The 21017-nt window shown below is 37.7% G+C and carries 11 protein-coding genes and 3 tRNA genes; 8 read left to right on the forward strand and 6 right to left on the reverse strand.

Features of this window, described 5'->3' with window-relative positions; genetic code table 11:
- Nucleotides 1–143 precede the first annotated feature (143 nt).
- From sprA to thiL, 3 genes are all read right to left on the reverse strand, one after another.
- Nucleotides 144–7520, reverse strand: a complete 7377-nt coding sequence (gene sprA, locus FNN09_RS03300) for a cell surface protein SprA (RefSeq protein ID WP_185968836.1) — start codon at nt 7518–7520, stop codon at nt 144–146.
- 22 nt (nt 7521–7542) lie between these two features.
- Nucleotides 7543–8124 carry a Holliday junction branch migration protein RuvA gene (gene ruvA / locus FNN09_RS03305; RefSeq protein ID WP_143300061.1) on the reverse strand — a complete coding sequence of 194 codons (582 nt, stop codon included), beginning with the start codon at nt 8122–8124 and terminating at the stop codon, nt 7543–7545.
- A gap of 89 nt (nt 8125–8213) precedes the next feature.
- A complete protein-coding gene (thiL, locus tag FNN09_RS03310; RefSeq protein ID WP_143300062.1) occupies nt 8214–9257 on the reverse strand; it encodes a thiamine-phosphate kinase in 1044 nt (347 codons plus the stop codon).
- Between the two features lie 549 nt (nt 9258–9806).
- On the opposite strand from thiL, the gene FNN09_RS03315 reads away from it, so the two are divergent.
- Both FNN09_RS03315 and FNN09_RS03320 read left to right on the forward strand, forming a co-directional pair.
- A tRNA-Met gene (locus FNN09_RS03315) sits at nt 9807–9879 on the forward strand.
- A 73-nt stretch (nt 9880–9952) separates the two neighbouring features.
- Nucleotides 9953–10025: transfer RNA gene (locus tag FNN09_RS03320), tRNA-Met, on the forward strand.
- A gap of 41 nt (nt 10026–10066) precedes the next feature.
- Here the strand turns inward: FNN09_RS03320 and FNN09_RS03325 are convergent.
- Both FNN09_RS03325 and FNN09_RS03330 read right to left on the reverse strand, forming a co-directional pair.
- On the reverse strand, nt 10067–11248 hold the full coding sequence (locus tag FNN09_RS03325; protein ID WP_143300063.1) for a BamA/TamA family outer membrane protein: 1182 nt from the start codon (nt 11246–11248) through the stop codon (nt 10067–10069).
- 45 nt (nt 11249–11293) lie between these two features.
- Complete coding sequence (locus FNN09_RS03330) at nt 11294–12304, reverse strand: DUF481 domain-containing protein (RefSeq protein ID WP_143300064.1); 1011 nt, start codon at nt 12302–12304, stop codon at nt 11294–11296.
- 255 nt (nt 12305–12559) lie between these two features.
- On the opposite strand from FNN09_RS03330, the gene FNN09_RS03335 reads away from it, so the two are divergent.
- The 4 genes from FNN09_RS03335 (at nt 12560) to FNN09_RS03350 (ending at nt 15995) form a co-directional block, all read left to right on the forward strand.
- A complete protein-coding gene (locus FNN09_RS03335; protein ID WP_143300065.1) occupies nt 12560–13003 on the forward strand; it encodes a hypothetical protein in 444 nt (147 codons plus the stop codon).
- 80 nt (nt 13004–13083) lie between these two features.
- Nucleotides 13084–15285, forward strand: a complete 2202-nt coding sequence (locus FNN09_RS03340; RefSeq protein WP_143300066.1) for a TonB-dependent receptor — start codon at nt 13084–13086, stop codon at nt 15283–15285.
- A 19-nt stretch (nt 15286–15304) separates the two neighbouring features.
- The gene (locus FNN09_RS03345) at nt 15305–15841 is read left to right on the forward strand and encodes a heavy-metal-associated domain-containing protein (RefSeq protein ID WP_143300067.1); all 537 of its coding nucleotides are present in this window, start codon (nt 15305–15307) and stop codon (nt 15839–15841) included.
- Between the two features lie 82 nt (nt 15842–15923).
- Nucleotides 15924–15995: transfer RNA gene (locus FNN09_RS03350), tRNA-Arg, on the forward strand.
- Between the two features lie 68 nt (nt 15996–16063).
- Here the strand turns inward: FNN09_RS03350 and FNN09_RS03355 are convergent.
- Nucleotides 16064–18064, reverse strand: coding sequence for a chemotaxis protein CheA (locus tag FNN09_RS03355; protein ID WP_143300068.1), 2001 nt, complete (start codon nt 18062–18064; stop codon nt 16064–16066).
- Between the two features lie 838 nt (nt 18065–18902).
- On the opposite strand from FNN09_RS03355, the gene FNN09_RS03360 reads away from it, so the two are divergent.
- Both FNN09_RS03360 and FNN09_RS03365 read left to right on the forward strand, forming a co-directional pair.
- Nucleotides 18903–20342: an ATP-binding protein gene (locus FNN09_RS03360; RefSeq protein WP_143300069.1), complete on the forward strand. Its 1440-nt coding sequence runs from the start codon at nt 18903–18905 to the stop codon at nt 20340–20342.
- 11 nt (nt 20343–20353) lie between these two features.
- On the forward strand, nt 20354–21001 hold the full coding sequence (locus FNN09_RS03365) for a response regulator transcription factor (RefSeq protein WP_143300070.1): 648 nt from the start codon (nt 20354–20356) through the stop codon (nt 20999–21001).
- Nucleotides 21002–21017: the final 16 nt, after the last annotated feature.

Below are 21017 nucleotides of genomic sequence, written 5' to 3' on the forward strand. Positions count from 1 at the left end.
AAGGTGGCGTGTTGTTAACTATCAGTAAAACAGCGTACAGTGATTTTTGATCGTTCTCAAATCCTAATAAAAATCATAAATAAAAATGTGAACAAAAGGAAAGTATTCCTGTTTGTTTGGATCATGTGGTTAAAATAGCCTCTTTATTGAGCCAATGAGAATCGGAAACTAACCCCAAAGTTAGAGTTGGTAATAGGATATGATAATGAGACGTATGGTGTGTTAATGTTAGTGTCGTAAAATAACTGCATATTAAAACGATCGCTTAGCGCATAGTCAGCAGTGAATTTAACCTTAGTAATTTTTTGACCAGCCGTTAACTGATTGTATTCTTCTTGAATTTTTCTAACAAAGCTAATGTTATCTTGGATAGAGAAATCGGCTCGAATATTTAAATCATTGCTGACAGATTTTTGGCTGCTCCCCTTGCCAAAAATAAGATTCATTTTATCAAACCTGTAACCGAAACCAATTACAATTTCATCGTTGTAATTTTCAATTACTTGATTATTACCCATACTTAAACTCAGTGTTCTGGCTTTTTTTATCTCCGCACGAGTTGTAATTGAATTATTCCAAGTGATATTAACACCAATAAGTGGATTAAACTGTTCAGAAACAGTAATGGCATTTATATCATATTCAAGTATTGGACCATCGGCCTGCTCAGGTGTTCTGGAGATGTAGGCTCCCATATTATAGGTTGATCGATAGGCATGTGTTAAATCAAACGATTTAATAACTTTCTTAAATGCATTTATTCGAGAAAGGCCATCGTAGGTTAATCTCCAATTGGGTTGAATCTGCGATAGGGCCGGGAATTGCTCTGTAAAAATAGAGTTAGCACTTTTGCCCGAATAAGCAGCTAAGAAAGCTGGTATCAATACATCCTGACTATTTTCATCCGTTTCACCAATTCTGTTGGCTATAATTTGTCGGTTATTTATAAACTCATCAAAGGTAGATGAGGCTAAGGCACCTGTTCTTTCTGGTTTGTCAAAGGCGGTCCTGAATGCATTAAAACTCATCGAGAAGCGTCCGTTAGCTGTTGCTCCTGTTGCAGTGGAGCTTCCTCCAATGTAGTATTCGTTAATGTTACGTTCATAGCTTCTTTCGGCATTAACATCAATTCTTAAACCTCTTATCGGCTCTAAGGTGAACTTTAAGGAAAAGTCTTCCCCATGGGTCATTACATATGGATTAACCATTGTTGTGTCAGTTGTAAGCCAACCGTTATTAGCTGCCTCTACTGCAAAGTCGCGATTCTGCCAGCCTAAAATAAATGGGACACCTGGTGCCGTAAAGCCTGGTGATGTTCCCATGAAGTTTGATTCCTGGGTGTAACCTGGCATAATCGTTCCGTTTTGTTGAGAGTATGAAACGCTTGTGTTTTTTAGTGAAGTCAATAATAAGGCAGAATAGTCAACGACTTTTTGTAGCGCTGAATTATTTTCAGTGACGGTTCCCGTCACCATGATTCTTGCACTTTCGACCGTTTTCTCTGGAATAAATCCTACTTTATTTTTATTGATGGTACTGATCTCACCTCTTACTGGCTTACCGCTAGCGTCAAAAATTCGGACGGATGTTTCTGTAGTTTTAAGTTTGTGATTGATTTCGATCAATTGATCCTTTTCCAACTTCATATTGGCCTTATTAAATCGAACCGTTCTTTTCCCATCTTTATTAGACGAAGTACTTCTTCTACGAGATGAGCGATATTTTTTATCTAACTCATTTAAGTAAGGTACTTTTTTATATAAGGTGGTCATGTTCAGCTGACCATTGGTTTGTATAACATTCGAATTGCGAATGGTATTGCCCCAGTCGGGTGCTTCCGAATCCCTTTCTAATAAGGGTTGTGCCTCCCATTGGTACATGCCTCTGTATTGAATATTAGCCGAAGTGAAATCTAGCAAAGGCAATTTATTAATAGGAATGGTATAGCTCACATCAAAGTTGTGCTGGTAAGTTGTTGTACGTCCCATGCTTTGAATGTTGCGCCAAACTTCATCGCGCCATTCATAATAAGTATCGCGGTCATAATCTTTATTAACAGCACCCTCTGGCTCGTCAATTCGAGCGTTGGTTATCGCCTTAAAATTAAGTTTTAATGATTTTGTCAGGTTGTAGCGCATGTCAAAAAAGCGGTTCCAGTCAAAATCCTTTGAAACCGTGAGCTCAGGACTAATAGGCGAGCCAGTATTGTTTCGTAATTGTGTTTCGCGGTACTGACGGTCAAACTCCCACCTGTATGAAATTTGGTTGGGTAGATAATAGAAATTGAAATCGCGCACCAAGGCTAGAGAATTACTCTTAATCGCTTTTTTAAATGGCTCAACAGCCTTGGGCCTGGTATTGTAGTTGTAAGCTAAAATACCGCGGTAATTTTTATCGGTAGCATGGTCGGTATCCACATCATGCTTCGATGTTTCATTGTACGAGTACGTTGCCGATAAGTTAGACGGGCTGTAGAACTGGACCTTATCTTTTGAAGGTTTTAGTTTTACATTGGTGAAATTGACACTCTTACGTTTAATAACATTTTGCGACATGTCTTTTATTGAATCTCGGGCCGCCTCAGATTGGGCATTATCCAGCGCCACTTCTAGAGGTATGTCGGGATCTAAAGGATAGTATTTAGGGCTTGCCACTGACTTGGAATATCCAAAGTAAAATGGCACGCTCAATGCAGACTCAGGCCCCAGTAGTTTACCCAATTCCAAATTAGTTGCGATGTCGTATTGGAAGAAATCTTCCTGGCTACGTTCTTGTACATTTTGATCGATGCTACCCCAACCAACCGTACTTTTTTTACCAGCAACAGAAATATTTCCGAGGTCGGCCATTTTCACCGTCATGCGGGCATTGGCTGCCCAACCACCTTCTTCGTTAAAGTCAGTCAGACGCAATTCGTTCATCCAAACTTCAACTGATTTGCTTTGGGAGCCTCGGGTACGAATACCCATGGTAATGGTTCTGATGTTGCTCAGGTTTGGATTACCTTTTACCGCCACAAAGTTGGTTGGTGTCGAAGGGTCGGGCATAATGTATGGCTTATTAAAAGCAACTTCTGAGCCTTCCACACGTTTTTCGTCGTTACGTCGTAGCTTAACTGTTTGAAATAGTTCAAGAGGAATGTTCATCTCATTCTCTTCGGGCCATACCATATAGCGATCGTCTATTAAGTCGTTATTATATGTTCCTGGGTCCGTTAATTTAAGTGGTATCTCGTATTCGTAGTAGTTGTCATTGTAATCGCTACCAACACGAACAAAGGCCATCATTTCATTGTCCTGCAATCCCAAATCATCAACATCTTCGGCGTGAATGAACATTTTCATCCGTTGGTATTGGCGGATATCAATGCTAACGTTTTTATAAACAGCGCGGGCATCACCACCTGCCAAATCTTTTACTTTTAATAAAAGTGACTGCTCATTCAATTCTCTAAGCTGAGGATTGGCCGGGTCAATCACTCTGTCAATACCTGGAGGCAATACGTAGTTAACAGGTGTTTTTTGAGAGCTTTCCTCAATATTTACAACCGATACTTCAAATTCGGTATTGGCATTACCAGGGCCATCTTCGTATAATGACTCATTGAATTTTCTCCAATCGCCTTTGATTAAATCTAAGGTAGCCATCCTTAGTACAGTGGTATCTTTAAACCCCCTCATAAACATACGCATGAAGCGTACACTTCTTAAATCGCGTATTGATCCAACTGTCTCTGTTGGCTGTTGTATAGGGATTCGGAAAAGGAACCAATCCGCTTTTACTCCATCGTTATCTTCTACACTATTTGGGTTGTCAATAGCTTTTCGACTATCAACGATGTATGGATTTTGTGCGATACTCATTGTTTTTTTCGAGATCGGTACTTCGTATTGGAAATAGCTCTCGTTTTCACTTAAAGTATTATCATTGTTAATGTCCTCCATGTCAGGCTGTACTTTCGATGCTCTTTTTGTACCATCTTCTTCGAATTCGGATGGGAGAGAGTTCGCCTCGGGGTTATTGAATAATTTGTAACGATCGAGGATACCTGCTTCGTTTTCGTCATGTTTGCCTCCTAAGAAATATAGAAAGTCATCGGATGCCGGGTCACTCATTAAAAAATCTAAAGCTTCTTGAGCGAGGTCGCCACTACCAGCCATGGTTTCAATAATATCAAGAAACGCATATTCTTTACGATAGAAATGTCTTTCGTTGGCAGAGTTCATGCCGTTTAAACCGACATCTTGTGCTAAAATGGTGGCCGGATCGTTACTAAAACCATTAATTAGGTTTTGTTTACGAGATACGTAACCCCATTGGGTGGAATCGACATCAAACGGTTCATTAGGTCCAGGTAGTCCATTCTCAAATGATTTACGTGAATCTCTTAAGATATCTTCTGAGATATTACCGAGGTTGAAAAATATGGACCCATCATTTTCGTCTAAGTTTTCGTCGTACACATATGGATCCATCATCCAGAATTCGATGTACTCGATATTCGCAGCTTCAAAATCATTCACATCAACTTGGCGCATCATACCACCCCAACGCGTTTCAGGATCTTTTAAGCTGCCATCATAATTAATACCTGAAGAAAATTCAGTTGCAAGGGCATCGAAGTTATAGGGACCTCTTTCATCTGGATAAAAGGCAATGTTTAAAACCGGTAGATTCGTTGGCTGGCCATAAGGTGCTTCTCTGTTTGGAAAAATTTCGTTTTCGTACACCTGTCGGACCAAGTGATTTAAACGCTCGTCATCATCATTTTTGATATGCCCAGGTGTGTTGTTACTAGTTCTTATAAATAATGGGTCGATTTGATACCAGGCAAAACGAGCTCGGTTGATACCATATCTTAAATCATCGATCAGGCTAGCTTCTTTAAAAATATCTTCCTGTCCTTGTGGTGTACTGGCCAATTGCCATGCCAACCAATTTCGCATATCATATGGTATGCGTGTACCTTCAAAATCGTCAATGTATGAAGTTCCTGATTCGTCGATTACTTTCGGATGCCCAGGTATAAGTTGTGCAAACTCACCTTCGAATGTAACACTCGACATTTCTTTCGTTTCTACCAATGGTAATTTATCAATGAGTTCTGTTATGCCCATTGATTCGGTGTAAAACGAGGTATTTAAGCCCCAAATAGTATTGGCAATTGGTTCGTCGCCAATGTTTACTTTTTGTGTTAAAGGCCTTTCTCGTAAATGCATTAAAGTACCACCAACATTAAAATTATCATTGAATTGATAATCGAGGTGGGTGCCCATTAATGTTTTTGTTTGCATGGCAAACAGCGATTGGTTTTCGAGAGAAACCTGTATTGGTGTGCCTGATGATAAAATACCCTGATTAATGATTCTAACGCGTCCCAAAGTGTAATCAACCGTGTAGTCCTGGTTTTCAACTAATTTAATTCCACCAGCAGTTACAATAACAGAACCTTGAGGAATGTTCATGGCATTCAGTGATATTTCTGAACCAGAACTGGATTTATAACGTCCTTTTAATTTGTATTTATTCCGCGATGCATCTTGCTCAGCGAGAATTTGCGTACTGTCGTATAGTGATTGGAAGACGTACTTATTGACCAATGCATCATCAGCCATGTTGCCACCAAGTTGTTCTTTCATATTACTACCAAAAGGCTCCAGTACAGGGAAGATGATACGGCCGTTATCTGGTTTGATCGTTAGGTTATCAACAAAGTCAAAGATACCATCTGGTTGGTAGTCGTTATTGGAATTTAAATTATCCAAATTCATCAATTTGATGAATAGTTGCCCCATTACACCATCAGGCCCTTCAGGAAGATAATTGATGTCGCCTCCTGTGCTGTCGTTGGTGTAAGTAACATTCATAATAAAGTCATCGCGGTTTACCTGATAGGCATTAATCGCATAAATGTTCTTCATCATAAGGTCCCAGGTTGGATTCTTTTTACTAATGCCTGAAACCGTAATTTCTCCGGGTGATAAGTTCGTTGGTTTTAGTAGTTTTAGATAGAGTGTTTTGTCGGCTTCATTTTGCGTATTGGAAAATTCACCCACCTTGAAAGATTGACCGTTATAGGTGTACTCATAGGCAATGCACAAAACTTCATCGGCATTTAATGAGGTGTTTAAAGATATATACCCCAGTTTTGATTGGATGGAGTATTCTGTGTCGGAAAGTTTACGAGCATTTTCAAGCTTTTCGTAATCAATGGCATTGTAAAAATCATTGTTGCGTAATGGATCTAATGTGGCGGTAACCTGGTTAATGTCACGAACAGCATCGTAGGTAGAGTTCATCTCCGCATATAAGTTATTCGCATCATTTCGTGGTGATAAGCCTGAACGTCCTCCCCATAAGCCCGTGTTATGGGTGTTCTGGAGGTTTTCTCCCAAATCCACAAAGCCAACAATGTTACGAGATTCTTTAACATCGCTGCGGTTATTGGTTACCCATACTTCAACCCGTGTAATGTTAACAGCGCTGTTAATGAGTGGTAAGCGCTCTAGTGCGGAATTGTATTTTTCCCTAAAGAACGTACTTAAAAAGAAGTGTCTGTTGCGATCGTATTGATCGGCATGAATTTCAAACTCTTGCGTTTCGGCACCACCTTCAATATTCATCACGGATGTTTCGCCTTTCTGTTGCGAAAAAATACTGGTAACCGTTAGTTTGCCAAATTGCATTTCAGTTTTAAGTCCAAAAAGGCTTTGACTACCAGTTATTAATGTTCCCGGTAAAGGAAGTGTAACATTACCGGCTTCAACTTTCTTTAAAATATCATCTTCTCCACCTTCGTACTCCAGATTTACTTGGTTTTCGAAATCAAAGGTTGCTTCAGTGTTGTAGTTGACACCCAATTTAAGTTTCTCGCCAATGCTTCCACTTAAATTCATTTGTATTTTTTCCTGGAAATCAAAAGTGGTTGTTTTTCTGAGGCGCTCCTGTAAAGTAGGGTTATCAATTTTTGTACGCTGTATGCCTATTCGTAATTCGGCCATTCCCTGAAGACGCACATTGATAGCGTTACTACCGAATATGCCCTCAAAGGCTTCGCCGCCAATGTTATTCCATAATTTGTTAAACGTGGAGTTATCGCCGTATTGTTGTGCTTCCTCCTGCTGCTTTTGTCGCCAGTAGGACAAGACTGATTTACGTGTATCATAATCGAGGTACTCATCCAGTGGCATAGAATATGGAAGACGAACATCTACATTGCCCATTTTTCGATAAATGGTCACATTGCCTGTTTGGTAATCGTATTCAGCTTTATAATCAAGATTGCCTGGGTCGTTTAGGTTGATGCCGCGCTGCTCTTCCTCTTCCAATTGAGGGTAGCCGCTTGGATCGTTAATTTGATATTTTAAATTAACAGGCTCTGTTGTGTTGATTGAATCGGGTTGCTGGAACTCAATATTAGAATAATTACTAATATTTCCATGTGACAATGAGGTTCCACCAATTACTAGAGAAATGGTAAATACGAATAGGGCAACGGTATATTGTAGTCTTTTTTTCAAAGATGCAATGTAATATAATGAATTACATGATTTTAAGGGCTTGCTTGATCAATTCCTCTACTTTAAGATCGGGTGATTGCTTTGTTAACTTGTCAACCGCCTTTTGAGCACTTGCTTTAGCAAATCCTAACATTACTAATGCAGATAACGCTTCATCGCGTATAGTATTGTCTTGTGTGGCGAATATTTTCTGATCGACAGGCTCTTTGCCAAGTTTGTCTTTTAGGTCAACAATTACCCGTTGAGCAGTTTTTGCTCCAATGCCTTTCACTCCTTTGATCACATTCACATTGTCGGTTAAAATGGCGCCTCGCAATTCTTCTGGTGATAAGGATGAAAGCATCATTCGTGCAGTGTTAGCCCCTATACCTGATACCGAAATGAGGTGGCGGAACAGATCTCTTTCCGAGGGGTCGGCAAATCCAAACAAGGAAAATGCATCTTCACGAATGTTTTCATGAATAAAAAGCTGCGCTTCTTGCTTACCTTCCAAGCGCGTAAAGGTATTAAGAGAAATGTGTAAAAGGTAACCTATGCCATTGACATCGATTACAACATGAGCGGGACTTGATTCGGCAACTTTGCCACTTATATATTCGTACATTTGAATTAGGTTATGCTATAAAGATATAAAGGAAATAGCTGATGCAAAAACTTTCACATCAGCTATTCAATAGTTTCTTTGATATATATTTACTTTTTTATCGGATTCCAGCCTTGTGCTTGTAATTCTACCTCCTGATCGGCGTTGGTGACCAGGTAAGCTCCTTTGCTTTCGTCGGTAATGTGGCCAACAATATAGATGTTGATGTCGCCAGCCTCTTTGAACTTTTCGTAATCATCCTGACTAATGGTAAAAAGTAATTCGTAGTCTTCGCCGCCATTGAGAGCAGTAACTATCGGATTGATGTTCATTTCCTCTGCCAACATTGACGTTGTAGGATCAATGGGAATTTTATTCTCGTATAAACGACATCCGGTTTTTGATTGCGAACAAATGTGGAGTAGTTCGCTTGAAAGGCCATCGGATATGTCAATCATCGATGTAGGAATTACATTCAGTTTATCTAGAAATTGAACAACCTCCTTTCTTGCTTCAGGTTTTAATTGTCGGCTTAAGATATAATCATAGCCGCTTAAGTCGGGTTGTAAATCAGGATTGTTAGCATGTACCTGTTTTTCTCGTTCGAGAAGTTGCAAGCCCATGTAGGCTCCGCCTAAATCGCCCGAAACGCAAATAAGATCATTGGGTTTAGCCCCACTTCTGTAAGCAAGTTTTGATTCTTCAGCTTCGCCCAATGCGGTAACGCTTATTGTTAGGCCTGTAAGTGAGGAAGTTGTGTCGCCACCAACTAAGTCTACATTGTAATAATCACAGGCAGCGTAAATGCCTTCGTACAGCTCATCTAATGCTTCAACCGACATTTTGGCGCTTAAGCCTAGTGATACGGTGATTTGTTTTGGGGTGGCGTTCATGGCATATACATCACTAACATTAACAACCACTGCTTTATATCCTAAGTGCTTTAAAGGAGTGTAAGTTAAATCGAAATGTATCCCTTCTAGCAAAAGGTCAGTGGTTACAACTGTTTTTTTGTTATTGAAATCTAAAACCGCCGCATCGTCTCCTACGCCTTTAAGGGTGGAGTCGTGTTTTAGCTTTATGTTTTCCGTTAAGTGTTGGATTAATCCAAATTCACCCAGTTGTCCTAATTCTGTTTTTTTAACCTCGCTCATACCTGCTTTTTAAATAACATGCAAAAGTAAGCATTGCTTGCATGTGTAACAATGGTAAGTACTTCTATTTCGTACATCTTTTAAAACTTTTTTAATTTTTTTAAAAAATGAAACGATTTTGTGGTATAGCTATTGCTTTATACCAAACAGATTTTTTTCATAGATTTGGGTTTAGGTTATTGAAAAGCCGGCTTTACTAACGAGTAGAGCCGGTTTTTTTATTTTATCAGCAAAGTGCTTTTGCAAGTTTTAACACAGGTATTAAAAAGATTTAAAAAGGAGCTGTGACCAATTTTTGGCATGTATGTTGATATTATCATTACAGTAGATTTTTTTCATAGATTTGGGTTTAGGTTATTGAAAAAACAGTTTTATCAACGGATAAAACTGTTTTTTATTTATAGTACTTGGTTCTGTTTATCTGTGCATTAAGTCTAAATGGTGGAAATATTGTGGTTGCAGTTGAATAAAATGTTTGCATAGTAAGTTAAAAGACTCTATATTTGCATCCGCAATTGAGACAGATAACAAATGTGTTACAAGATATATTGCGGGGTGGAGCAGTTGGTAGCTCGTTGGGCTCATAACCCAAAGGTCGTCCGTTCGAGTCGGGCCCCCGCTACTATAAGTCGAAAAGCACCAATCTTTTCGGCTTATTTTTTTTCTTGAAATATTGTAACGCAATTAAGATATATTGCGGGGTGGAGCAGTTGGTAGCTCGTTGGGCTCATAACCCAAAGGTCGTCCGTTCGAGTCGGGCCCCCGCTACTAAAAAAGCCGAAAGATTTATTTCTTTCGGCTTTTTTTATTTAAAATGCTTCTGTCATGTTAAAGTAGACCAAGGTGTTTTTATTGATAGGGTTATGTCCCACATCAATCCTAAAATTCATGCGAGGTTGAACTTCAATACGCAAACCAGCACCAAAATTAGGAAGAACACCTTCTATGTCGAATGGCTCGGGGCCCATAAAACCCACTCCAGCCCATGTGGCGAAACCAAGACGATTAATAAGCTTTCCCATTAAGTCTGTACGGTTTGAATTAAACATATTGCGGTATTCGCCCATGGCTAAATGCACCGATTCATCGCGATATTGACCTAAGTAGTACCCGCGCAAATCAAAAGGGGAGCCAACAAATGGTATACGCGATAGAGCGACATCGCCAAACGAGTTTTTGCTTTGAATCATCCATCCAAGAGATTTTCGTTTGCCAATCCAATCTAAGGTGGTGAATTGTCGATATTCCAATGAAATATTTGAGTAGTTCATATCACCACCAAAGTAGGTGGCATAATGGGTTAATTTAAAGTCAAACAATAATCCACTATACGCATTGGCCGGAACATCTCTGGTGTCGTATGACAGGTTGAGTCCCAGACCTGTGTTAAATAAGTAAAGCTCTTCTGAGGTGCCACCTTGTGCAATGTAGTTTTCATCCATGGCAACGCCCTCAGATACATCATTCATTCTGTCGGAAGTAATGTCTAAGACGGGACCAATAAAGAAGTTAGATTCCTGAAACCGAAATAGGAAGATAGGATTAATTTGTAAAGCATTGTTCCTATAACCAGTTGTCTCTTTTCCACGAGGTCTGTCTTTGTTGGTTTCATACCCAACGCCGTAATAGTTGTCTAAAGTGTATTTGTATATTACTTGTCCGAATATCCTGAAACGGTCGTGATTGAAAAATAATTGAGGCCTGCTTATAAGAGTGACGCCTCCTTCGAATAAGAAAGCAAAACCAATAGGCACAACAGACCGTTTTAATTCTTTGTCGCTCGCATTGGTGCTAAATGTAAATAGAGCGCTTCCTCCTAGTAAAGCGCCAAAATCTGGAGTGTAGCCAGGACCTCCTAGGATGCTAAAACGAAGGTTTTTTCTTTCCTTTTTAGATTCCGTGCTATCTTGTTTTGCTTCTTGTCCGTTAGCAAATGAGAAGAGGGCAAAAAGTGAAAGCGTTATGCAAATTCTTTGAATGGATATATTCATTCTAGTATTAAGGTGTTAAATGCATGTAATTGAATACTTATGTTGTTATAGTTCCCAGCCAAAACCTGTTGAGAAAATATAATCTGATTCAGAAGCTCCTTCAACTGGTTGATTATCGTAATTGAGAGTGGCGCCCATGCGAACATAGAAATCTCTTGGGAGATCATATTTTACATCAAAACTAAAGTCCGTACGAATACGACTTTTTTCGGTGATACTTGGGTAGACTCCAGCTTTAGCAGTAAGGCTTAAATCACCAGTGTCAAACATATTAAGCTCGCTTGAGACATAACCCTCCCAAGAATCACGATCGGTAGAGGGGTCTTCGTATTGCTCCATGTTAAATGAAGCACCTGTAGAAAGGTTCCAATAAACGGCATTTGTTTGTAGTAGGTAGGTACCAATACCAAGCTTCCCGTTAGTTCGAAGATCTAACTTCTGTTCTGTATTTGATAAAAAGGTAGATGAAATTACACTAAACCATTTTCTCTGAAAGTAATACTTGAAATCAATCCCGGCATCGTCTCTTTTGACAGGAGCTACGCTGTCCTGCTCCGAGTTTAATCCATTGTAAAACATGTCTGTAGACCATCGTTCGGCAATATAGCCAACATTACTTCGAGAAGTTAATTGGCGAAGATTATTGGCCTTTGTAATGTCAAAACCAACATCAATAGATGCATAAACCTGGCTCCAAAACCCTTTGTCAACAGATTCGAGATGAACAATGTCATCTGCGTATACGGTGATTGTGCCTTCATCATCGGTAATCATATCTATTAAACCATTATCATTGGTGGCTATTTGACCATTGAAACGTCTGCCGTCGGAAACAGTGATGAGAAAGTAAGACTCAGATATAATGGTTTTTATTCCGCTCCACTCAATGGTGAAATCAGCATCACTGTAATCTGTTTCAATAGATAAAACGCCATTTTTCATGCTTTTAATTTCTCCAATAACAGAATCGTCGTTATTAAAGGTAATTTTATCAACTTGGGAATAAGCTGTTGCGCTTATTAAGAAGAATAGAATTAAGTGAAATAGTTTTTTCATAATTAAATCAGATCTAGGTTTGTAACTTATTTATTAACAAATAATGTGCTTGTAGGTTTTGGTACTTCGAAATTTGTTTAATTGGTAATTTGCAATGATTTTGTTTAATTCTCAATAATCCTGATGATTTTGTTGTGGATAACTTCAATTTATTCCTTAAAACGTGAGTTTTTTTAAGAGAATTAACAAATTAATAACTGAAATTATCTTGAAGTCTTCTTATTTTTGCTTTTGATGTTGGGTGTAATAAAAAATATGGCGAAATTATTTGTGTCGCTAACTTTAATTAGTTTGGTAGTATTGACTACAGCTGGTTTTAGTTGGCACAGTCATCATTGTAGCCATAAAAACCAAATATCTTATTCTTTTTTGATACAAGCAGAGAGCTGTACTTGTTCTGAGATTGTCGTATCAAGCTGTTGCAGTTCAACGGTAACTAATCAAGCACATGATGTGTGTGATGACGACTGTTGCACTGATTCGAAGGAGTTTGCCAAGTTGGACGTACAAACGCTTCAGTTTGTTTATGCCGATGTGCTGCCCGACAAAATGTGCCTTGAGTGTTTAAACTTGTCACTCATAACTCATAATAAGTTGCCGGTGGAATACGATAGTTCAACCTTGAACTCATCGGATGAAGAACCTCCTCCTTTGCCACTACCTATTTTTCTTTCTACAATTCAGGTGTATTTGATTTGACGTACGTCTCCTTTTAAAGGTTGATTGCATTGGTGTGCGATCACTTGAAAATGAGTGTGTAATAAATTAAATGCATTGAAATGAAACGTTATATAGCAAAATTGTTTGTTGTTATGGTGGCCTTTTGGGGAGCATCTAACATGCAAGCACAGAAAATACAAGGCCAGGTTGTTGAGCATGGTCCAGAAGTTCCTTTGGTAGGCGTAAATGTCTATTGGGAAGGAACTACCGAGGGAACAATTACGGATACCAAGGGTGAATTTAAAATTAAACAGTCTAAAGTGTCTAATCGCTTGGTATTTAGTTATGTTGGATTTGACGAAGAGGTAGTTGAAGTAAAAGGGCTGCAACGTTTACAAATATTTTTAAAAGCGGGTGCTAGTCTTGATGAAGTAACCGTTGAGCACCGGGTAAAAAGTAGTAGTGTGTCAAAATTAGATCCAATTTTCACAGTTAATATTTCCGATAAAGAGCTATCCAAATTTGCATGTTGTAATTTATCAGAGAGCTTTGAGACAAATGCATCAGTTGATGTGTCATATGCCGATGCTGTTTCAGGTATCAAGCAAATAAAAATGCTAGGTCTCTCAGGTCGTTATTCGCAGCTGATGATGGAGAATATTCCAATTATACGAGGTGGTGAAGTCGCTTTTGGTCTTAGTTATATTCCGGGCACCTGGATGGAAAATATCCAGGTTTCCAAAGGAACATCCGCTGTTAAAAATGGCTATGAAAGCCTTACTGGGCAGATTAATATTCATTATAAGAATCCCGATGGGAAAGAGAAGATGCATTATAATGTATACGGGAATCAGGATGGAAAAGTGGAGGCTAATGCAGGTTTAAGCTTTAATGTCAACGAGAAATGGTCAACCAATATTTTGGCGCATGGGAGTGGTAATACACGAAAGCTCGACATGAATAACGATGGTTTTTTGGATAAGCCACTTTCAAACACTATTAATGTACTAAATCGTTGGAATTATGTGAGTGATAAAATGACTGCTAAATTGGGTATTTCAGTCATAAATGAAAGCAGAAAGGGTGGTCAGCTAGAATACAATCATGAATTACCACAAAACCAACAAGAACAATATGGAATTGGAATTGATGTTACACGTTTAAATGCCTTTTCAAAATTAGGTTTTGTTTTGGATCGGCCGGCAACAAGTATTGGTTGGATTAGCTCTGCTAATTATTTTCAGCGCAATTCGTTTTATGGCTATAACCAACTTGATGTTGATCAGTTAAACTTATATACAAATCTGATTTTTCAATCGTACATAAATAATACGCAACATACTTACAATGCCGGTATTAGCTTTAATTACGATGATAATAAAGAGTTATTTAATGATGTAAATGTAGGGTTTGAGGAATTTGTGGCTGGTGGCTTTTTTGAATACAACTATATTCCATCACAACAATTTTCGTTTCTGTTTGGATTAAGAAATGATTATAGTTCGCTGCATGGTAATTTTATCACACCACGTATTCATACTAAATATTCAATTAATGAAAAAACAATTGTACGAGCCTCAGCTGGAAAAGGGTATCGAACACCTAATGTTTTAAGCGAGAATACACAATTCTTAGCTAGCTCCAAGAATTTTGTTATTGCTGATGATGTTATACAGGAAGAAGCCTGGAATTATGGGATTAGCTTAACCAAAGATGTTTTGATTAATGATCGTGATGCTTCTTTTTCTGTAGAGTTTTTTCGTACTGACTTTAAGAATCAATTAATTGTTGATTTGGATCAAAGTCAGAATGAAGTACACTTTTACAATTTAGATGGTCGCTCATTTGCCAACAGTTTTCAGCTTGAAGCATTTTACGAATTATTTACCCGTTTTGAGCTAGCAGCTGGTTATCGATATAATGATGTGCAGGCGACTTTAAACAATACTTTGCAGGAGGTGCCTTATGTGAGTCGCTATAAGGCCATGTTGTCTGGGCAGTATCGTACGCGAATGGATAAATGGCAGTTTGATATGACTCTGCAATTTCATGGCGACCAACGTTTGCCTGGTGCCAACTTCGATGATGAGCCTTTGGCAAGCAGGTCGAAGGAATACACCAATCTGATTGCCCAAATTACTAAAAACCATAGAAACTGGAGCTTTTATGTTGGAGCCGAAAACTTAACTAATTATACTCAGGAAAATGCTATTATCGATGCCGATAACCCTTTTGGCGATAGCTTTGATGCGAGTCGTATTTGGGGGCCCCTGTATGGGCGAATGTTTTATGTAGGTATTAAGTGTAAATTGGATCGTTAACTTATTTAATGTGTGAATTATGAAAACAATAACATTAGTGCTCATATTGCTAGTTACCATTTTGACCAATGCTCAAGAGAAGAATCAGGTGACAACTACTACTTTTAAAGCATCCATTACTTGCGAAAATTGCGAGGCGAAAATTATGAAGCAGCTTCCTTACGAGAAAGGTGTAAAGGATGTTCGGGTTGATGTTGACAATAAGCTAGTCACAGTAAGTTATAAGTCTTTGAAAAATACCGATGAAAGGTTAAATTCAGCGATTAAGAAGCTGGGTTTTCAGGTTGTAACAATTGGCCAACCAAGCATAATTGCGGTTAATGGTAATTGCGATATGTGTAAAGAACGAATTGAAAAAGCCACCTTACAGCTTGATGGAGTTGATGTTGCTATTTGGAGTGCTAAAGAAAAGCAGTTAAGTGTTTTTTATGATGATTCGATGATTAATTTAGGGATGATTGAACAAGCTGTTGCTGCCGTTGGTCATGATGCTGGTAGTTCTATAGCCAAGGATGAAGTGTACGCTTCCTTACCAGATTGCTGTAAGTATCGATAGGTACTCATCGCATTGAACTATGAGGTTTTGTTTAGTTGCGATTGATGCCTACGAATAATTTTCTAACTTTGCGCACCTTATTGGCCCCGTAGTTCAACGGATAGAATGTAGGATTCCGGTTCCTATGATGTGGGTTCGATTCCCGCCGGGGTCACAATCAAGACCTTCAAAACAATGCAAAAACCTGTAAATCGTTTGATTTACAGGTTTTTTTATGGGTTTTTAATTGCAAGTATGATAGTTGAAAATACTAGTGTCAATTAAGAATGCAATTTCTCCATTACCTAAAACGCTGGCAGCTGTAAATTCATCATGATCTCTTACCAAATTACCCATTGGTTTAAGTACCGCCTGATGTTGACCAATAATTTCATCTGTCAGAATAGCAATTCTTGCGCCGTTTCTGTTAAGTATTAAAGTTTTATAGTTGTTTGGTTCGTTGTTGAGTAAGCCAAAATGATGCCTTAACGAAATAAAAGGTATAAGACTTTGTTCAAAGCTAATGGTGCCATGCTTTAAGCGTGTTTGTAATTCGTCGCAGCTAATTTGAGAACATAGTTCTATTTCATTTAAGGGCACAAGGCAATTCATAGAGCCCGATTTTATTAGCAACGTATCCATTATGGAAATAGATTGCTGTAGAATTATTGTAAAAGTGGATCCTTTCTCAAGCTGACTCGATATTTCAAGAGAACCACGCATTTCGGCTACTTTCTGGCGTACCACATCCATGCCTACTCCTCTGCCTGATATAGAAGTTACTTCTGAAGCTGTAGAAAATCCCGGATGGCAAATTAATTCGTATATCTCATTGTCTGATAATTTATCCGTACTGCTGACGATGCCTCTTTCAACTGCTTTTTTAAGTAGTTTATTTTTGTCTAGTCCTTGACCGTCATCCGAAACTTCAATAAAAATATTACTTCCTGAGTTGTAGGCTTTGAGCTTTATTGTTCCTTTTGCTTGCTTTCCTTTTTCTTGTCTTTCCTCTGGAGTTTCTATGCCGTGATCAAGCGCATTTCTTAGCATGTGAACAAGTGGCTCGGCAATCATATCAATCGTACTCTTGTCCAACTCGGTTTCCATGCCTTCGGTTATAAAATCTACTTCTTTTCCTAAGTCATTTGAAATGTCGCGAACCAGGCGATTAAACTTAGGAGTGATATCTCTGATTGGAATTAATCGAACTTCCAATGCATTATTTCTGAAATTGGTCGATAGTTTATCCAACTTCTCAATTTGCGAACGAATGGGATTGAATATTTTATCGTTTGTCATGAGGTTTAATTGCGAACTAGTTGTAATTAGTTCACTAACCAAAAACATTAAGTGATCGAGTTTATCAGAATGAACATAAACACGATTCATATTCTGGCGAATGGAATCGATGGCATTTTGCGATTTGCTTATGCTGTTATTTGATGATTCTTCACTGATTATAATGTCTGTTTCATCAACATGCACCTGTGAGTCTTCTTCACTTTCACTCAGCTTCTCCTTAACAGAATCTAGCTGTTCGTCATTAAATACATCGTAATCGGCTACTTTTCTAATGATGCAATATTCATATACGAACATTAATGCATCTTCCATTAACTCATCATCTATCTCTCCAACAATAAAAATACTCCATCTTTCATCATCATCCGATTCCGATGGTAAAGGATTTATTGATCGGATTTCGCCTATTTCACTTAAATCCTTGATTGCATAAAAAATGTTGATTTTCCGATCAAGAATATTTTGAGGGGTGTGAAGAATTATATTGTAGGTGGCAACAGGTGCAGAGCCATCTTTTGTAGTTATAGCTTTGAAGTCGCCAGCTGCGCTTGATGCACTGATGATGTTTTCTGATTGTTTAAGTAAGCTTATTTGATTGTTGGCTGTATTGACATTTTTCATGTCTTTATCTTCAATCAAAGCAAATAACTGATCAACAGTCTTTAGTGTTAAGTCTAGAATGTCTTTGTTGACTTGTAGAACCCCGTTTCGTAATAAATCATAAATGTTTTCAATGCTATGAGTAAGCTCATTCATTGTATCAAAACCATACATGCCACTAACGCCTTTTATGGTATGCATTACCCTAAAAACCTCTTGAATTAAATCCATGTTATCTGGATGTTTCTCCAAATCCAGAATTATTCCCTCCATAGAATTCAGTAGGGTTGTTGCTTCGTTAATGAATAGCTGCTTAAATTTTGAAATGTCGTTGATGTCCATGCTAAGGCTTTTACTTTCAATCGGTTTTTACATTGCATCAAAAGTAGGAAATAACACTAAACGACTTATGACCCTTTAGTGCTGTTTTTGCTCAAATAAGTTTCGATTCTGGTTTTAAATAGTGTTAACTGCCGCTTAAAAACTTCAACAAGGAAGGTATGGGTAAAAACGCCGAGCTGCAGTTGATATTCAGATTATGAAAATTAAACGACAATAAATGGCTGTACTTGGTGTTTGCAGGAAAGCAATTTGAGGAATGGTTTCTGATGAAGTAATAATGTTGAAAAAGGGCCACAATATATGTAGTAAAAGTGGGGAATCGGGATGTGACCCTTTTTCTTATGAGAATTAATTTCGCAGGCCAGAACCGTAATAGGCTTGCGGACATTCAACTGCGGCCAGCCTGTTGCTAGAGCTGCAGCTGTATGACAATAATGTGATTAAACAAATAATTGCGAGAAAGACTATTTTTTTCATGTCGATGGTGTATTAATTGATAAAGTTCTGGTTTTTAGTTTTTACTTTAGTATTTCGAAGCATTGCTAGTTAAGCAGGCAAAGTTGCCTAAATGTAATTACATAAAAACAACCTTTAATAGGTGAAAGTGCAGTAGCACAAAAGGGTTGGTGCTCTGAATATAAAGTATTGTTTTTACTGCAAAAGTACCTATTCGCTACCTGTCCCAAATGACTTGATTAAATTGGTGGTATTTTCATGGATTATTTCAAATGATTCATTTTGTGATGATTTTTTTGATAAAAAAGCTGACAAAACTTGAGTTGTTATGTCGATTGCTTATTTTAGAATTCTTGCTTGGCAAGTAACCAATGATTAATTGATGAAAGAAGACAACAAAGAGAGCTTGTTGATTATAGATAAGGACCCAGATAGTTTAAGGTTGTATGAATTGATATTTAGAGATTTATATATACTTAAATTTGCTGATAATCATCAAACAGCTAAAAAAATAATAGAAAGCAATAAAACAAAAGTAGTAATAGCCGATAGTGTGCAGTACTTTGGTTCTATCGTAGATTGTTTTAGTGAACTAAAAGTTGATTTTCCATTTCTTAAATTTTTAATCGTTACAAATTTTCGCGACTCTCAGTTTGTTGAAAATGCCATTAATAAAGCTGGAGTTTATAGCTTTTTTACTAAACCTGTTGAACCACATCGTATTATAGTAGCCGTTGAAAAAGCCATTGAGCAATATAACTTAGAATCAAAACAAAAGGAATTAATTAGTTCATTACAGGAGAAAAACGATGCCTATCAATTGTTGCTGCAAAGGCTGAGTAAAGAGGAGAAGAAGTTTAGAACATTATATGAATCGCGCACTGAGCCGACGTTTATCGTTTGTAAAAAAGGACGACTATTGGCCTGTAACAATGCTGGGCAAAAATTCATTTCAAATAATTCATCGCTTAATAAGTCATTTCATTTTTGCTTAATTGAAGAAATAAGAAAAACGTTTGATGATTATTTATCAGTTATTGGCGAAGCGAAAAGCCATAAGCAACAGCCCGTTGAATTTTCGATTAATAAAGAGATTTACTATTTCGAGATAAACCATGTTGAGTTGCAATACGATGAACAGGAGTCGTTTATGATATGGCTTAACGATGTTTCTTTGCAAAAAGAGATGGAGAAAAAGGTACTGCAATCCATTATACAAACCGAAGAAAAGGAACGTAGGCGATTTTCGCAAGAATTACATGATGGTATTGGTCCATTGTTATCAACAACAAAGCTATATTTGCAATGGTTTAGCCGACCAGATTCCAAAGCGGATAAATCAGTAATTATTTCAAAAGCTGAAGAAACTCTGGAGGAAACAATTGCAAGCTTAAGGGAGATTTCGAATAACATAAGCCCAAATGTTCTCTTGAATTTTGGGCTTAATACAGCTCTTAAAGCTTTTATTGATAGAATTAAGGCCGTTTCCAATATTAATATATTATATTCAAATACTGTATTGGAAAGGTTGAATAACGAAGTAGAGGTAACTATTTATCGACTTGTAGGCGAATGTGTTAATAATACAATAAAACATGCAAAGGCAAGTGAAGTTAGTGTGCAAATAGATAAGAGCGGAGATTTGCTTCAGGTAACATACAAAGACAATGGTATTGGTTTTAATGTAGAGCAAGGACTAAGTGAGATAAAAGGTAACGGTTTGGTTAATATGCAATCTCGTGTTCTCTCATTGGGAGGATCGTTAAACATCGAATCAGGTATTAACCAGGGTACCAAATTGACTTTAAATATTAAAGCGTAACGAACAAAATTATGGGAACTGCAAAGATTTTTTTGGTAGATGATCATCGAATTTTTCGTGAAGGATTAAAAAACCTGATTGAATTTGAAGATGTTGGAACAATTGTAGGAGAAGCTTCTAACGGACAAGAGTTTTTAGATAAAATGGATGCTCAAGAAATTGATTTAGTATTAATGGATATCTCAATGCCAATTCTTAACGGTATTGAAACCACCATTAAAGCACTTCATCAAAACCCAGATCTAAAAATTGTAGCACTTTCAATGCATGGAGATGATGAATATTACTACAAAATGATTGAAGCAGGAGCAAAAGGATTTTTGTTAAAAGATAGTGGTATCAAAGAGATTGAGCACGCGATACGTACAGTAATAAATGGCGATAGTTATTTTTCCAATGAGTTACTGCGAAGGATTATTACTAACATTAATAAACCCGAACAGAATAGTGTAATTAAAGAGCATAATATTTCAAAAAGAGAATTAGAAGTACTGAAAGAAATATGCAATGGTTTAACCAATGACGAGATTGCTGAGAAATTATTCATTAGCGCTCAAACCGTAAAAGGGCATCGAAGTAGTTTGTTAGCGAAAAACAATTGCCGCAACAGTGCCAGTTTAGTAATGTTTGCCATTAAAAACAAACTGGTGGAATTATAAAAGTTTTAAGGATATA

The organism is Carboxylicivirga sp. M1479, assembly GCF_007097485.1.
GTDB lineage: Bacteria > Bacteroidota > Bacteroidia > Bacteroidales > Marinilabiliaceae > Carboxylicivirga.

Coding starts and splice junctions, on each gene's coding strand:
- FNN09_RS03365 (WP_143300070.1), top strand. CDS start 20,354: ATGGGAACTGCAAAGATTTTTTTGGTAGATGATCATCGAATTTTTCGT.
- thiL (WP_143300062.1), bottom strand. CDS start 9,257: ATGAGCGAGGTTAAAAAAACAGAATTAGGACAACTGGGTGAATTTGGA.
- FNN09_RS03340 (WP_143300066.1), top strand. CDS start 13,084: ATGAAACGTTATATAGCAAAATTGTTTGTTGTTATGGTGGCCTTTTGG.
- FNN09_RS03325 (WP_143300063.1), bottom strand. CDS start 11,248: ATGAATATATCCATTCAAAGAATTTGCATAACGCTTTCACTTTTTGCC.
- ruvA (WP_143300061.1), bottom strand. CDS start 8,124: ATGTACGAATATATAAGTGGCAAAGTTGCCGAATCAAGTCCCGCTCAT.
- FNN09_RS03335 (WP_143300065.1), top strand. CDS start 12,560: ATGGCGAAATTATTTGTGTCGCTAACTTTAATTAGTTTGGTAGTATTG.
- FNN09_RS03355 (WP_143300068.1), bottom strand. CDS start 18,064: ATGGACATCAACGACATTTCAAAATTTAAGCAGCTATTCATTAACGAA.
- FNN09_RS03360 (WP_143300069.1), top strand. CDS start 18,903: ATGAAAGAAGACAACAAAGAGAGCTTGTTGATTATAGATAAGGACCCA.
- FNN09_RS03345 (WP_143300067.1), top strand. CDS start 15,305: ATGAAAACAATAACATTAGTGCTCATATTGCTAGTTACCATTTTGACC.
- FNN09_RS03330 (WP_143300064.1), bottom strand. CDS start 12,304: ATGAAAAAACTATTTCACTTAATTCTATTCTTCTTAATAAGCGCAACA.